We start from the raw sequence: 13,828 nt of genomic DNA, 5'->3' as shown, positions 1-13,828 counted from the left end.
GACCGCGGTGGCGACGGTGCTCGGCAACCTGCTGGCCGACATCTCATACGTGCTGCTCGACCCGAGGGTGAGGTACTCGTGAGCGTGAACCCGGTGGAGCCGATCGAGCTCCATGCGGTCGCGGCCGAGCCGGCGCCGGCGGTGGCGGGGCTGCCGGCCGGCAAGCCCCGGTCCATGCTCCGGCTGGCGGCGGCGGTGTTCGTCCAGAACCGGCTCGCCGTGGCCGGGCTCGTCGTCGTGCTCCTGCTGGTGCTGTTCTGCTTCCTCGGGCCGGTGATCCACCCCACCGACCAGGTGCACGTGAACCTCGCGCAGGCGTCGCTGCCCCCGGGGGCCGGGCACCCGCTCGGCACCGACGAGAACGGGTACGACCAGCTGGGCCGGCTGATGGTCGGCGGCCGGGTGTCGCTGGAGATCGGGTTCGCGGCGGCCGCGATCGCCACCGCGGTCGGCACGTTGTGGGGCGCCGTGTCCGGCTTCCTCGGGGGCGTCGTCGACGGCATCATGATGCGGATCGTCGACGCGCTGCTGGCGATCCCGATCCTGTTCCTGCTGCTGTTCCTGGTCACGATCGTCCGGCCCAGCACGACGGTGATGATCGTGGTGCTCGGGCTGACCGCCTGGCTGATCCCGGCCCGGCTGGTCCGCGGCGAGTCCTTGACCCTGCGGGTCCGCGAGTACGTCCAGGCGGTCCGGATGATGGGCGGCTCGTCGTCGCGGGTGGTGCTGCGGCACATCGTCCCGAACGTGGCCGGGACGGTGATCGTGAACGCGACGTTCCAGGTCGCCGACGCGATCCTGCTGATCGCCTACCTCGGCTACCTGGGGCTGGGCATCTCCCCGCCGGCCACCGACTGGGGCGGCATGCTCAGCAACGGCACCAACTTCATCTTCCCGAACTACTGGTGGCTGATCTACCCGCCCGGCATCGCGATCATCGTGGTGGTCGTCGCGGTCAACTTCGTCGGCGACGGCCTGCGGGACGCCGTCGAGGTCCGACTCCGGAGGCGGTGAAACCTTGGCACTGCTGGAGATCCGCGACCTGAGCACCGACATCGAGCTCAGCCGTACGACCGTACACGCGCTCGACCAGGTGTCGTTGACCGTCCACTCCGGACAGACCCTCGGCATCGTCGGGGAGTCCGGCTGCGGCAAGACGATGACCGCGATGAGCATCGAGCAGCTGCTGCCGCCGGGCGGCCGGATCGTCGGCGGGCAGGTCACCTTCGCCGGGCACGACCTGGTCGGGCTGTCCGAACAGGAGCTGTGCGCGGTCCGCGGCAACGAGATCGGCATGATCTTCCAGGATCCGGCGACCTCGCTGAACCCCGTCCAGTCAATCGGCATCCAGGTCGCGGAACCGCTGCGGCTGCACCGTGGCCTGAACCGGGCCCAGGCGCGCGAGCGCGTCATCGACATGTTCGCCCGGGTCGGCATCCCCAGCCCGGCCCGCCGGTACGACGACTACCCGCACCAGCTCTCCGGCGGCCAGCGGCAGCGCGTGATGATCGCGATGGCGCTGATCTGCGAGCCGAAGCTGCTGATCGCCGACGAACCCACCACCGCACTGGACGTCACGATCCAGAAGCAGATCCTGGACCTGATCGACGACCTCCGGCGGGAGACCGGGATGGCGGTCATCCTGGTCACCCACGACCTCGGCGTGATCGCCGGCAACACCGACGACGTCGCGGTCATGTACGCCGGCCGCATCGTCGAGACCGCCTCCGCCGCCGACCTGTTCGCCCACCCCCGCCACCGCTACACCGAGGCCCTCCTCGCCGCCCTGCCGGACCGGGTCGCCGGCACCGGCCGGCGGCTCTACTCGATCCCCGGCCTGCCGCCCGACCTCACCGATCCGCCGCCCGGCTGCCGGTTCGCGCCGCGGTGCGGGCACGCCGTCGCGCGCTGCCACGCCGAGATCCCCGTACTGACCGGTGATTCGGGGATCCCCTCGCTCGGTGACCACCGCTTCGCCTGCTTCGTCCCTCGCCCGGTCTGGGCCGGCACTCCCGCCGCCGACCCGGTCCAGGATGCCGGGCCGGCCGATCGAGCGCCCGTCGGGGAGGCCGGCTGGGTCGCTCCGACCACCCTCATCCCGGCCGACGGGGTCCCGCTGCTCGAGGTGACCGACCTGGTCAAGGACTTCCCGGTCCGCAGCGGCCTGATCGTGCAACGCCGGGTCGGCGCGATCAGCGCGGTGGCCGGCGTCTCGCTCCGGCTGGAGCGGGGCCAGGCGCTCGGCCTGGTGGGGGAGTCCGGCTGCGGCAAGACCACCCTCGGGCGGCTCATCGTCGGCCTGGAGGAGCCCAGCAGCGGCCAGGTGCTCTTCCGCGGCCGCCGGGTGGACCGGTTGCGGGGGGAGGCCCGGCGCCTGGAGCGCCGCAACGTCCAGCTCATGTTCCAGGACTCGTACGCGTCCCTCGACCCGCGGATGCGGGTCCGGTCGATCCTGCGCGAGCCGCTGGAGATCCAGCACGTGGGCACCGGCCGGGACCGGGACCGCCGGGTGGACGAGCTGCTGGACGCGGTCGGACTGCCGCGGCAGGCCGGCGAGCGGTACCCGCACGAGTTCTCCGGCGGGCAGCGGCAGCGCATCGGCCTGGCCCGGGCGCTCGCCCTGCAACCCGGGCTGATCGTGGCCGACGAACCGGTCTCGGCGCTGGATGTCTCGGTGCAGGCGCAGATCCTCAATCTGATGCGGGACCTGCAGGCCGAGCGCGAGCTCAGCTACCTGTTCATCAGCCACGACCTCGCGGTCGTCCGCTACCTCACCGACCGGATCGCGGTCATGTACCTCGGCAAGATCGTCGAGACCGGCCCGTCCGCCGCCGTGTACGCCGACGCCTGGCACCCGTACACGAAGGGCCTGATCGACGCGATCCCGGTCGCCGATCCGGTCCTCGAGGCCGCGAAGGCCCGCGGCGGCGTCGCCGGGGAGCTGCCGTCCGCGTTCGACCCGCCCAGCGGGTGCCGGTTCCGGACCCGGTGCCCGCGGGCGCAGGACCTCTGCGCCCAGGTCGAACCGCCGCTGGCGGTCCCGGAACACGCGGGTGCCGCCGATCCCGGGCGCCTGGTCGCCTGCCACTTCCCGCTCCTCCCCGTGACCGGCGCGCCCGCCCGGCCGGGAGCCGCGCACCCGCTCGACCTGCCGGCGCCGGACCCGCGGCCGGCCGACCGGGGCCGGTGACCGGGCGTGCTCGTAGTGTGGTCGGGGTGAGGCTCCTCATCGTCGAGGACGATCCGGCCATGGCCACGATGCTCAGCCGCGGCCTGCGCCGTGAGGGGTATGCCGTCGACGCGGTCGGCTCCGGCGCCGATGCGGTCTGGAGCATCACCGAGACCGACTACGACGCCGTGGTGCTCGACGCGATGATCCCGCCACCGGACGGGTTCGAGGTCTGCCGGCGGATCCGGACCGCGGGTCGCTGGGTCCCGGTACTCATGCTCACCGCCCGCGACGGCATCCTGGACAAGGTCCACGGTCTGGACGCGGGCGCGGACGACTACCTCACCAAGCCGTTCGACCTCCCGGAGCTGCTCGCCCGGGTCCGCGCGCTGACCCGCCGCGACCCGGTGGAACGGCCCACCGCGCTGCGGGTCGGCGACCTCGTCCTGGATCCCGCGAACCGGTCGGTCCGCCGCGGTTCGACGCCGATCGCGCTGTCGGCGAAGGAGTTCGCGTTGCTGCAGGAGCTGATGCGCCGGGCCGGCGAGACGCTGACCCGGACGTACCTGATCGAGCACGTCTGGGACTACGCCTACGACGGTGGTTCCAACGTGGTCGACGTGTACGTCCGCTACCTCCGGGCCAAGATCGACCGGCCGTTCGCCCGCAACACCATCCAGACCATCCGCGGCGCCGGCTACCGGCTCGACCCCGGCTCCTGACGCGACGGCCTCGGCTCGCCGCCGGTCAGGCACCGGACGGTGCTGGGGCGTGGGTGCCGAGGCCGGCCGGAGGTCGGGAGCGGACGTCGCCGCCGTCGTCGCGGCAGCCGGCCAGTAGGACCAGTGCGGCGGTGAGGACGAGCAGGGCCCGGCGGCTCATCGGCTCGCCGCGGCGCGGCGGTTGCGCAGTGCCTCCAATGCGATCGGGGTGAGTGAGAGCAGTACGACCACGGCGATGATCGGCAGGAGGTAGCGGTCGATGCCGGGGATCGACTTTCCCAGCACATATCCGGCGACGGTGACCAGGACCGTCCACAGTAGACCGCCGGTGATCTGCCAGCGGGTGAAGACCGCGTGCGGGACCTCGACGATGCCGGCCAGCGGGTTCAGCACCGTACGGACGAGGGGGACGAAGCGGGCCAGTACGATCGCGCGGGCGTGGCCATAACGCTCGAGGAACTGGGCGGCCCGGTCGGCGGCGGCGCGCAGGCGGGGCCGGTCGTGGCGGCCGAGCAGCAGCGGGCCGGAGCGGCGGCCGATCACGTAGCCGGTCTCGGCTCCGGCGGTGGCGCCGATCGCGGCGGCGAGGATGACCAGCGGCAGCGAGAGGTGTACCGGCGCGGCGGCGCCGGCGGCGGCGAACAGGCCCGCGGTGAACAGCAGCGAGTCGCCGGGCAGGAACAGCCCGACGAGCAGGCCGGTCTCGGCGAACAGGACGATCGCGATCCCGATCGTGCCGAAGCTGCTCAGCAGCGACCGGGCGTCGAGCAGGTTCAGAGCTGCGCTCACGTGCTCCCTCTCGCGGTACGGACGAGGCGCCGCCGACGCTAGGTCGGAGCGGGTTAGAGGGCGGCAAAGCGCGGGTCCTCACTGAACTCGGCGGCGGAGCACGTACCCGCCGGAGATCGGGGAGGACGTTCCGCAGCCGGCCCGGTACCGACTTCCGCGGACCGTCCGGCCGCGGGACCGGGTGCGGCAGACGCCTTCGGTGACGCACGGGGTCCGGCCGTTGGCGATTCAGGGCTTCCTCAGGCTTCGTCGCCTGTTCGTACTGCGCGCGTCGGCTCGGACTGGTGCTGGGTGGCGGCCCAACTCGCGAGCAGGGTGAGTGCGTCGGCGGTGGGGGTGGCGGGCTCGGCGGTGTAGACCAGCAGCCGTAGGCCGGGATCGGCGGACAGATCGAACGCCTCGTAGGTGAGGTCGAGGTCGCCGACGACGGGGTGGTGCAGCCGCTTGCGGCCGGTCCGGTGGAAGAGCACGTCGTGGCTGGCCCACAGGGTGCGGAAGGTCTCGCTGCGGGTGGACAACTCGCCGACGAGATCGGTCAGCCCCCGGTCGTACGGGTTCCGGCCGGCCTCGGCCCGCAGTACGGCGACCATGTCCTTCGCGGTCGTCTCCCAGTCCCGGTAGAACTCCGGGCCGCCCGGGTTGAGAAAGGTGAACCGGGCGGTGTTGGCCGGGCGGACCGGGTCGTCGAGGACCGGGGCGTACAGGGCGTGCCCGAGCTGGTTGGTGGCCAGGACGTCGGATCGCCCGTTGCGGATCCAGGCGGGCGCGTCCGTGATCGCGTCGAGCACTCGTTGCAGGCCGGGACGGACATGCTGGGGCGACGGCCGGCGCGGCTTGCCGCCGGAGGCGTTCGCCACCCGCGCCAGGTCGAACAGGTGCGTCCGTTCGGCGTCGTCGAGCTGTAACGCGTTGGCCACGGCGTTGAGCACGCTCTCGGAGACGCCCTGGAGGCGTCCGCGTTCGAGCTGGACGTAGTAGTCCGAGCTCAGTCCGGCGAGCAGCGCGACCTCCTCCCGGCGGAGGCCGGGGACGCGCCGATTGCCGCCGTACGCCGGGAGACCGGTGTCCTCCGGCTTCAGCCGCGCGCGGCGGCTGGAGAGGAACTCGCGTACCTCGGTCCGGTTGTCCACGGGATCAACGCTACGGCCCGGGCAGGCGGCACGGGAGGGGCTGCCAGTACCTGGGACGACAGGCACTCCCAGACCGGGCCGTTTCGGAGTTTCCTCAGGGACATGAGAGCTGCCATCTTCCGCGGGCCCGGCGCCATCGAGGTCGGCGAACGCCCGGATCCGGTCATCGAGGCGACGACCGATGCGATCGTGCGCGTGGTCCTGGCCTGCGTGTGCGGGTCCGACTTGTGGTACTACCGCGGGACGAGCCCGCACGCCGTCGGGTCGATCGGGCACGAGTTCATCGGCGTCGTCGAGGAGACCGGCGCCGACGTCACCACCGTCGCGCCCGGAGACCTGGTCGTCGCACCGTTCATCTACAGCGACATGTCCTGCCCGCACTGCCGGAACGGGTCGACGATCAGCTGCGTGCAGGGCGGGAACTTCGGCAACGGCACAATCGACGGCGGTCAGGGCGAGGCCGTTCGCGTCCCGCTGGCCGGCAGCACCCTCGTTCCGGTCCCTGGTTCCGGACATTCGCAGGAGACTCTGCGGTCGCTGCTCGCGCTGTCCGACGTCATGTCGACCGGCCACCACGCCGCCGTCAGTGCCGGCGTCAGCAAGGGCGACACGGTCGCTGTGGTCGGCGACGGCGCTGTCGGCCTGTCGGCCGTGCTCGCCGCGCACCGGCTCGGCGCCGAGCGGCTCATCGCGCTCAGCCGCCACCCGCAGCGCCAGCAGCTGGCGCGCGAGTTCGGCGCGACCGACGTCGTCGAAGGCCGCGGGGACGAGGCCACCGAAGCTGTCCTGTCCTTGACCGGCGGCGTGGGTGTCGACGCGGCTCTGGAGTGTGTCGGGACGGAGCAGTCGATCGCGACCGCGTTCGCGGTGGCCCGGCCGGGTTCCACCCTCGGGATCGTCGGCGTACCGCACGGCGAAGTGCCGTTCGCCCAGACCTTCTTCCGCAACGTCGGCTGGCGCGGCGGCCCGGCGCCGGCCCGGATCTACATCCCTGGACTGCTCGACGATGTTCTCGCCGGGACCATCGACCCCGGCCGGGTCTTCGACTACGAGACCGACCTCGACCACGTCGCGGACGCGTACGCCGCGATGGACGAGCGGCGCGCGATCAAGTCGGTGGTCCGGGTGGGCTCGGTATGACCGCCTGGACGGACGACGAGCTGCGCCGGATCGGTGGCGCGGTCGAACTCGACCTCGCCTCCCGCCGTCCCGATGGTGAGCTGCGGCCGTACACGACGATGTGGGTCGTCCGCGTCGGCGAGGACCTGTACGTCCGTTCCGCCGGTGGCCCGGACCGGCCGTGGTACCGGCGCGCGCTCGCCACCGGTGCCGGCCGGCTCCGCGCCGGCGGCATCGAGCAGGACGTCGCTTTCGCCGATGCCGACCCCGGCGTCCACGGCGCGATCGACCGGACGTACCACGCGAAGTACGACCGCTTCGGGCCCGGACCCGTCGGACACGTCACCGGCCCGGACGCCCATCCCGTCACCATCCGCCTCGTCCATCCGTAGTCGGCATGGTCACGGTGTTCGACCTCCGGCACGCGAGAAGATCGTCGGCTATCCCCGCACCCGCAACGCCCTCCGCGTCCTCGACGAGGTCGCGCCCGCCCAGAACGGAACCTCCATGCCATCCCGGACCTGGCTCATCACCGGGGTCAGCAGCGGCTTCGGCCGCGAACTGACCGCGCAGCTGCTCGACCGCGGCGACACCGTCGTCGGCACCGTCCGCCGTCCTGACCCGGTCGCCGACCTGGCCGAGAAGCACCCCGGCACGTTTCACGCCGAGGTGCTCGACGTGACCGACACCGCCGCGATCCGCGCGCTCGTCGATCGCTCGTGCGACCGGCTCGGCCGGATCGACGTCGTGGTCAGCAACGCCGGCTACGGCCTGTTCGGCGCGGCCGAGGAGCTGTCCGACGCTCAGGTCGACCACATCATCGCCACCAACCTCACCGGTTCCATCACCCTGATCCGGGCGGTCCTGCCGCACCTGCGCGCCCAGGGCGGCGGGCGGGTCATCCAGCTGTCCACCTACGGCGGGCAGGTCGCCTTCCCCGGCAACTCCCTCTACCACGCCACGAAGTGGGGTATCGAAGGCTTCTGCGAGTCGGTGGCTCAGGAGGTCGCGCCATTCGGCATCGGCGTGACGATCGTCGAGCCCGGCGGCGCTCGCACCGAGTTCCGCCACGGCAGCGCGCAGATCGCTGATCTGATGCCCGAATACGACGGCAACCCGGCCCACGCCTTCCAGGAGATGCTCGACCCGCACGGCCCTCCCGCGCCGGGCGACCCGGTCCGCATGGCGGCACGCATCATCGACAGCGTGGCGATCGAGCCGGCTCCCCTGCGCATGGTCCTCGGCTCCCAGGCCCTTGACAGCACGCTCACCGTCCTCCGCAAGCGCATCGCCGACTTCGAGACTCAAATCGAACTGGCCGCTTCCACCGACTACCCGGAGTGACCCGAGCACCGGGCGCCCCCTGCGCCCGGAGTCGGCGACCGCCGGGACCGAGGGCGTCAGCTGCGGACGCGGCGGTTGTCGCCGACGCGGGTCCAGATGAGCAGCATGTGGGTGCCTCCCTGGAGTGTCGGGAAGTCGTTCGTGGACGACACCGAGGGGCTAGGGGAGCCAGGTGCCGGACGGCCAGGTGAGGCCGTCCCACGCCCGGCGATCCGCGCCCGCCGGATCGTGCACCACGGCGGCGTCGTCGGCGAAGACCATCGTGGCACGGTCGGCGGGGGAGTAGCGGGGCCAGTCGGCGCCGGGTGCACCGTCGCGGACGAACGACGCCCAGTGGCGCTGCATCGCCTGCGACAGCGGAGTTTCCGCCGGCAGCAGGCCGAAGACGTACGGCACCTCGCTCCCGTGCGCACCCCGGGCCTCGGGCGGCAGCCCCGGCACGGGCAGGTCGGCGTAGAACCGGTACGTCGGCGCGTGGGCGGACTGCGCGTCGGCGAGCCGGGTCGAGGGGATGCCGTACCGCTCGTCGGTCATCAGAGCCTCGTACACGTCGGCCGCCGGGGCGGCGGGCCGCCGCGATGCGTAGTCGGCGATCAGCGCCTGAGCCCGCGACTCCCCGAGCGCACGGCCGAGAACCAGGGGAGCGCGGCCGACCAGGTCCGGGTGCAGCAGCCGGAACGCGGCCGCCTCGTGCGCGTTGCTGCCGATGAGCATGCCGATCCCGGCGCCGGCCCCGGCCGCGACGGCGTCGACCGGCAGCCTCGGCAGCACCACCGGATCCAGCGTCGGCCGCCAGATCCAGGTGTTCTCGAACAGTCCGGCGAACGTCCCCGCCGCCTCGACGATCTGCTCGGCCGGCACCGTCAGCAGGCCGTCCGCGGTCGTGCCGAGGACGTCGAGCAGCCGGCCGGCGAGCGAGGACCCGGGCCGGGCGACGTGGTCGCCGCCGCCGCTCTCGGAGATCACCCGCCCGAACAACCCCGCCGACAGCGGGGACGCGAGCAGCGTCGCGACGCTCTTGGCCCCGGCGGACACGCCGCCCACCGTGACCCGGCCGGGGTCGCCGCCGAACACGGAGATCGTGTCCCGGACCCAGCGCAGCGCGGCCAGCTGGTCGAGGATCCCGAGGTTCGCCGACCGCTCGTACGCGGGTCCGAGCCGGTCGGAGAGGTCGAGGAACCCGAGCGGCCCGAGCCGGTAGTTCAGGCTCACCACGACGATGCCCTGCCGGACGAACGCCGCCCCGTCACCGACGTACTCCGGACCCGACCCGGACACGAAACCGCCGCCGTGCAGGCAGACGAGGACGGGCGCGCCGCCGGGTCCGGGCGACAGCGGCGCGGCGACGTTGAGGAACAGGCAGTCCTCGGACGCGCCCGCGGCCGGCACCTGCATGGCCTTCGCGCCGTACGCGCTCGCGTCCCGGATCCCCGTCCAGGGCGGCGCCGGCTCCGGCGGGCGGTAGCGCAACGGACCGGCCGGGGCGGCCGCGTACGGCAGTCCTCGCCAGGCGATGCCGCCCTCGATCTCGACGCCGCGGACGACGCCGCCGGGCAGCTCTCGGGTCACGGCGGTCTGCACGGACCCATCGAATCGCGCCGAGCCCGACGACGCCAGGACGCGAACGCGGCAGCCGGGCTCCTGGGCCGAGACCGGTGCTCGGGCCGCCTCATAGCGGACGTCTGGCTCGTTCAGAGGAAAGGCACAGGTCCGTACCGGACAACGGTGTCATGACGACACGGTGCGCCCGCGGATGACCGCGCTCGCCGACGGCCGGACGGCCACGCAGCCCTCGTCCGTACCGCAGCGGGCGGCGCCGGTGGCCCCGGTCGACGCGCACCCGGGTGCGGTGCTGGCGGCGATCCTCGCCGGTGCCGTCGCGACGATCGGGCTCTGGTGGGCGGACACCCCGTCGGTGAGCGGGTTCGGCGACTGGCTGACCAACGCCGGCCGGATCACCGGCCTGCTGGCCGGCTACGGCGTGGTCGTGCTGGTCGCGCTGATGGCCCGGATACCGCCGCTGGAGCGCGGTGTCGGCGCGGACAAGCTGGCCCGCTGGCACTCGATGGGCGGCCGGTACGTCGTGAGCCTCGTCGCCGCGCACGGCCTGCTGATCATCTGGGGGTACGCGGTCACCGCGCACACCGACGTGGTGAGCCAGACCGGCACGCTGCTGACCAGCTACCCGGACGTGCTCATGGCCACGGTCGCGGGGCTGCTGCTGGTCGGCGTCGGCGCGGTCTCGGCCCGGGCCGCGCGCCGGCGGATGCGCTACGAGACCTGGTACTACCTGCACTTCTACACCTACCTCGCGGTGGCGCTGGCGTTCAGCCACCAGTTCGCGACGGGCGCGGAGTTCATGACCGACCGGGCCGCCCGGGTGGCCTGGTCCGCGCTGTACGTGTCGGTGGCGGCGGCGATCGCCTGGTACCGGTTCGTGACGCCGGTCCGGCAGGCGGTCCGGCACCGGCTGCGGGTCGAGACGGTGGTCCCGGAAGGGCCCGGCGTGGTGTCCGTGAGCATGGCCGGCCGGCACCTGGACGAGCTCCGCGCGGAGGCGGGCCAGTTCTTCCGGCTCCGGGTCCTCACCCGGGACCTGTGGTGGGCCGCCAACCCGTACTCGCTGTCGGCGGCGGTCCAGCCCGGCCGGATGCGGGTCACGGTCAAGGACCTCGGCGGCCACAGCCGGGCGCTCGCCGCGCTTCCGCCCGGAACCCGGGTCGTCGCCGAGGGACCGTACGGGGCGATGACCGCGGCCCGGCGTACCCGCCGGCAGGTGCTGCTCATCGCGGGGGGCATCGGGATCACCCCGCTGCGGGCGCTGCTGCAGACGCTGCCCGGCGACATCACCCTGCTCTACCGGGTCGGCCGGGAGCAGGACGTGGTGTTCCGGTCCGAGCTCGAGCAGCTGGCCCTGATCCGCGGCGCCACCGTGCACATCCTGACCGGGCACCGCCACGACCTCGGCTACGACCCGCTCTCCGCGGCCGTCCTGACCGCCAACATCACCGATCTGCGCGCACACGACGTCTACGTGTGCGGGCCCGGCGGGATGACGGCCGCGGTCGGCGCCGCGCTGCGTACGGCCGGCGTGCCCCGCCGGCAGATCCACTCCGAGACCTTCGAGTTCTAGGCCCCCGGGAGACCCGCCATGCGCCGCGCACTGTTCGCCCTGTCCGGCACCGTGACCGGTCTGGTGCTGCTGCTGTCGTTCAAGACCCACCCGGCGGCGGTGACCACGCCGCCGGCCGCGCTGAGCACGCCGTCGCCCACCGGGTCCGCCTCGGATCCGTCGGCATCCCCGTCGACCTCCGGTTCCGGGTCCGCCTCCGGATCGGGGACCTACACCGGGACGGCGGCCGACACCCGGTTCGGTCCGGTGCAGGTCCAGATCACGGTGACCGACGGGACGGTCACCGCCGTGCAGGCGGTCGACTACCCGCAGAACGACCCGCGCGACCAGCAGATCAACTCGTACGCGATCCCGGTGCTGAACCAGGAGGCGACGGCGGCGAGGAGCACCTCGATCGACATGGTCTCCGGGGCGACGTACACCAGCCAGGGCTACATCCAGTCCCTGCAGGGCGCGCTCGACCAGGCGGGGCTGTGACGACCGCGACCGCCACCGAGCGGACCCGGCACGTCGAGCACTGCATGGGCACGGTGTTCACCATCGACGTACGCGGCCCGGGCGACTGGACCGCGGCGATCGCGGCCGTCGTCAGCTGGCTGCACCACGTCGACCGCGTCTTCAGCACGTACGACCGGGACAGCGACATCAGCCGACTGCGGCGGCGGGAGATCCGGGCGGCCGACGCCGACCCGGCCGTGGCGGAGGTACTCGACCTGTGCGCCGACGCCCAGCTCGAGACCGGCGGGTACTTCTCCGCCCTGCTCGACGGCCGGATCGACCCGACCGGACTGGTCAAGGGCTGGGCCGTCGAGCGGGCGAGCCGGCTGCTGCGCATGCACGGCTCGGCCGACCACGCGGTCAACGGCGGCGGCGACATCCAGCTCGCCGGCCGGCCCGAACGGGGTCGCGAGTGGACGGTCGGCATCGCCGACCCCGTGCGGCCCGGCCGGGTCGTCACCACGGTCACCGGCACCGATCTCGCCGTCGCGACCTCCGGGACCTCCGAGCGCGGTGCCCATCTGCTCGACCCGTTCACCGGCCGGCCGATCACCCACCTCGCCAGCGCGACGGTCGTCGGTCCGTCGCTGACCCGGGCCGACGCGTACGCCACCGCCGCCTTCGTGATGGGACCCACCGCCCTCGACTGGATCGCCACCCGCCCCGGCTACGCCGCGCTGCTGGTGGACACCGCCGGGCGGACGCTCCGGAGCGCGGACTGCACCGATCGACCGTGAGGGCGCCGTCTGTCGGGTGTGGACGGTCTAGGGGTGCAGGAGGACCTTGGTCCAGCCGTCGAGACGGTCGTCGAAGTTGCGGTAGCCCTCGGCGGCGTCGTCGAGGTTCAGCTCGTGGGACACGATCAGCCCCGGGTTCAGCTTGTCGCGGTGGATCAGGTTGCGCAGCGGCCGGTTGTACTGCTTGACGTTGGCCTGGCCCGTGCCCATCGACTGACCCTTGAAGAAGAACGTGCCGAAGTCGAAGGCGAACTTGCCTTCCTTGGCGAGGTCGTCGGCCGCGGACGGGTCCTCGGGGACGAACACCCCGACCACGCCGATGCGCCCGGTCGGCCGGACCGCCGCGACCAGGTTGTTGATCGTGAGGCCGGGCTTCTCCGCGCCCTCGTGGTCGTGGGCCTGGTAGCCGACGGCCTCGACGCCACGGTCGGCGCCCTCGCCGCGGGTGGCGTCCAGGACCTGCTGGACGGCGTCGCCGGCGCTGTCGTCGATGGGCGTCGCGTCGACGGCCTCGACCAGCTTCAGCCGGTCGGGCTGCCGGTCGACGACGAGGACCTGGTCGGCGCCGCGGAGCCGGGCCGACATCGCGGCCATCAGGCCGACCGGTCCGGCGCCCCAGACGACCACCGAGTCGCCGATGCCGACCTGCGCGAGTTCGGTTCCGTGGTAGCCGGTCGGCAGGATGTCCGACAGCATCACGTAGTCCTTCTCCCGCTCCTGGGCGTCCTGCGGGAGCACGAGGGCGTTCCAGTCCGCGTACGGGACCCGCAGCAGCTCGGCCTGACCGCCGCTGTACGGGCCCATGTCGGCGTAGCCGTAGGCCGCGCCGGCACTGCCGGGGTTCGTCGTCAGGCAGAAGCCGGTCAGCCCGGACTCGCAGTTCCTGCAGAAGCCGCAGCCGATGTTGAACGGCAGCACGACCCGGTCGCCGACCTTGACCCGGTCGACGCCGGCGCCGACCTCGATGACCTCGCCCATGTTCTCGTGGCCGAGGACCTTGCCCTCCTCGACGTCCGTACGGCCCTCGACCAGATCCGCTGGATCCGCGGCGGACGGGAGTTCTACCTGTCCGGCAACCTGGCCTCGATGGCGCCCGGTATGCCGTACGCGATCGGCATCCAGCATGCGTACCCGGGCCGGCAGGTGATCGCGTTCGTCGGGGACGGCGGTTTCGCGATGCTCATGGC

General features: G+C 72.8%; 14 protein-coding genes. 10 read left to right on the top strand and 4 right to left on the bottom strand.

The genetic code is table 11. The features are described from left to right. The first annotated feature begins 78 nt into the window (after positions 1-78). From VGP36_24135 to VGP36_24125, 3 genes are read left to right on the top strand one after another with little or no spacing between them, the layout of a single operon-like run. Positions 79-1,014, top strand: a complete 936-nt coding sequence (locus tag VGP36_24135; GenBank protein ID HEV7657803.1) for an ABC transporter permease — start codon at positions 79-81, stop codon at positions 1,012-1,014. 4 nt (positions 1,015-1,018) lie between these two features. After that, positions 1,019-3,190 carry an ABC transporter ATP-binding protein gene (locus VGP36_24130; GenBank protein HEV7657802.1) on the top strand — a complete coding sequence of 724 codons (2,172 nt, stop codon included), beginning with the start codon at positions 1,019-1,021 and terminating at the stop codon, positions 3,188-3,190. Between the two features lie 26 nt (positions 3,191-3,216). Beyond that, the gene (locus VGP36_24125; GenBank protein ID HEV7657801.1) at positions 3,217-3,891 is read left to right on the top strand and encodes a response regulator transcription factor; all 675 of its coding nucleotides are present in this window, start codon (positions 3,217-3,219) and stop codon (positions 3,889-3,891) included. A 156-nt stretch (positions 3,892-4,047) separates the two neighbouring features. Here VGP36_24125 and VGP36_24120 read toward each other — a convergent pair whose 3' ends face one another. Both VGP36_24120 and VGP36_24115 read right to left on the bottom strand, forming a co-directional pair. After that, the gene (locus VGP36_24120) at positions 4,048-4,680 is read right to left on the bottom strand and encodes a VTT domain-containing protein (protein ID HEV7657800.1); all 633 of its coding nucleotides are present in this window, start codon (positions 4,678-4,680) and stop codon (positions 4,048-4,050) included. A gap of 239 nt (positions 4,681-4,919) precedes the next feature. Next, positions 4,920-5,810 carry a helix-turn-helix transcriptional regulator gene (locus VGP36_24115; protein ID HEV7657799.1) on the bottom strand — a complete coding sequence of 297 codons (891 nt, stop codon included), beginning with the start codon at positions 5,808-5,810 and terminating at the stop codon, positions 4,920-4,922. 102 nt (positions 5,811-5,912) lie between these two features. Here VGP36_24115 and VGP36_24110 point away from each other — a divergent pair, with 102 nt between their 5' ends. From VGP36_24110 to VGP36_24100, 3 genes are all read left to right on the top strand, one after another. Beyond that, positions 5,913-6,950, top strand: coding sequence for a zinc-dependent alcohol dehydrogenase family protein (locus VGP36_24110; GenBank protein HEV7657798.1), 1,038 nt, complete (start codon positions 5,913-5,915; stop codon positions 6,948-6,950). Then, positions 6,947-7,321 carry a DUF2255 family protein gene (locus VGP36_24105; GenBank protein HEV7657797.1) on the top strand — a complete coding sequence of 125 codons (375 nt, stop codon included), beginning with the start codon at positions 6,947-6,949 and terminating at the stop codon, positions 7,319-7,321. Before VGP36_24110 ends, VGP36_24105 begins: the two co-directional genes overlap by 4 nt. Positions 7,322-7,436: 115 nt before the next feature. Continuing rightward, positions 7,437-8,273, top strand: coding sequence for an SDR family oxidoreductase (locus tag VGP36_24100; protein ID HEV7657796.1), 837 nt, complete (start codon positions 7,437-7,439; stop codon positions 8,271-8,273). Positions 8,274-8,432: 159 nt separating this feature from the next. On the opposite strand, the gene VGP36_24095 is transcribed toward VGP36_24100, so the two are convergent. Continuing rightward, positions 8,433-9,854, bottom strand: coding sequence for a carboxylesterase family protein (locus VGP36_24095; GenBank protein ID HEV7657795.1), 1,422 nt, complete (start codon positions 9,852-9,854; stop codon positions 8,433-8,435). Positions 9,855-10,026: 172 nt separating this feature from the next. Between VGP36_24095 and VGP36_24090 the strand changes: the two genes are divergently transcribed. Genes VGP36_24090 through VGP36_24080 form a run of 3 tightly spaced genes read left to right on the top strand, consistent with a single transcriptional unit; the run spans position 10,027 to position 12,641 of the window. Next, positions 10,027-11,406: a ferredoxin reductase family protein gene (locus VGP36_24090; GenBank protein HEV7657794.1), complete on the top strand. Its 1,380-nt coding sequence runs from the start codon at positions 10,027-10,029 to the stop codon at positions 11,404-11,406. A gap of 18 nt (positions 11,407-11,424) precedes the next feature. After that, positions 11,425-11,883, top strand: coding sequence for an FMN-binding protein (locus tag VGP36_24085; protein HEV7657793.1), 459 nt, complete (start codon positions 11,425-11,427; stop codon positions 11,881-11,883). Continuing rightward, entirely contained in the window at positions 11,880-12,641 is a 762-nt protein-coding gene (locus VGP36_24080; protein ID HEV7657792.1) for an FAD:protein FMN transferase, read from the top strand. Before VGP36_24085 ends, VGP36_24080 begins: the two co-directional genes overlap by 4 nt. Positions 12,642-12,668: 27 nt before the next feature. On the opposite strand, the gene VGP36_24075 is transcribed toward VGP36_24080, so the two are convergent. Beyond that, the gene (locus VGP36_24075; protein HEV7657791.1) at positions 12,669-13,619 is read right to left on the bottom strand and encodes a glutathione-independent formaldehyde dehydrogenase; all 951 of its coding nucleotides are present in this window, start codon (positions 13,617-13,619) and stop codon (positions 12,669-12,671) included. A 6-nt stretch (positions 13,620-13,625) separates the two neighbouring features. Here VGP36_24075 and VGP36_24070 point away from each other — a divergent pair. Next, positions 13,626-13,828, top strand: a 203-nt coding sequence (locus VGP36_24070) for a thiamine pyrophosphate-dependent enzyme (GenBank protein ID HEV7657790.1), incomplete at its 3' end; no start/stop codon positions are given.

Source organism: Mycobacteriales bacterium (assembly GCA_035995165.1).
Classification (GTDB): domain Bacteria; phylum Actinomycetota; class Actinomycetes; order Mycobacteriales; family CADCTP01; genus CADCTP01.
Note: the sequence above shows the minus strand (reverse complement) of the source record. Positions and strands in the feature narration are given on the sequence as shown.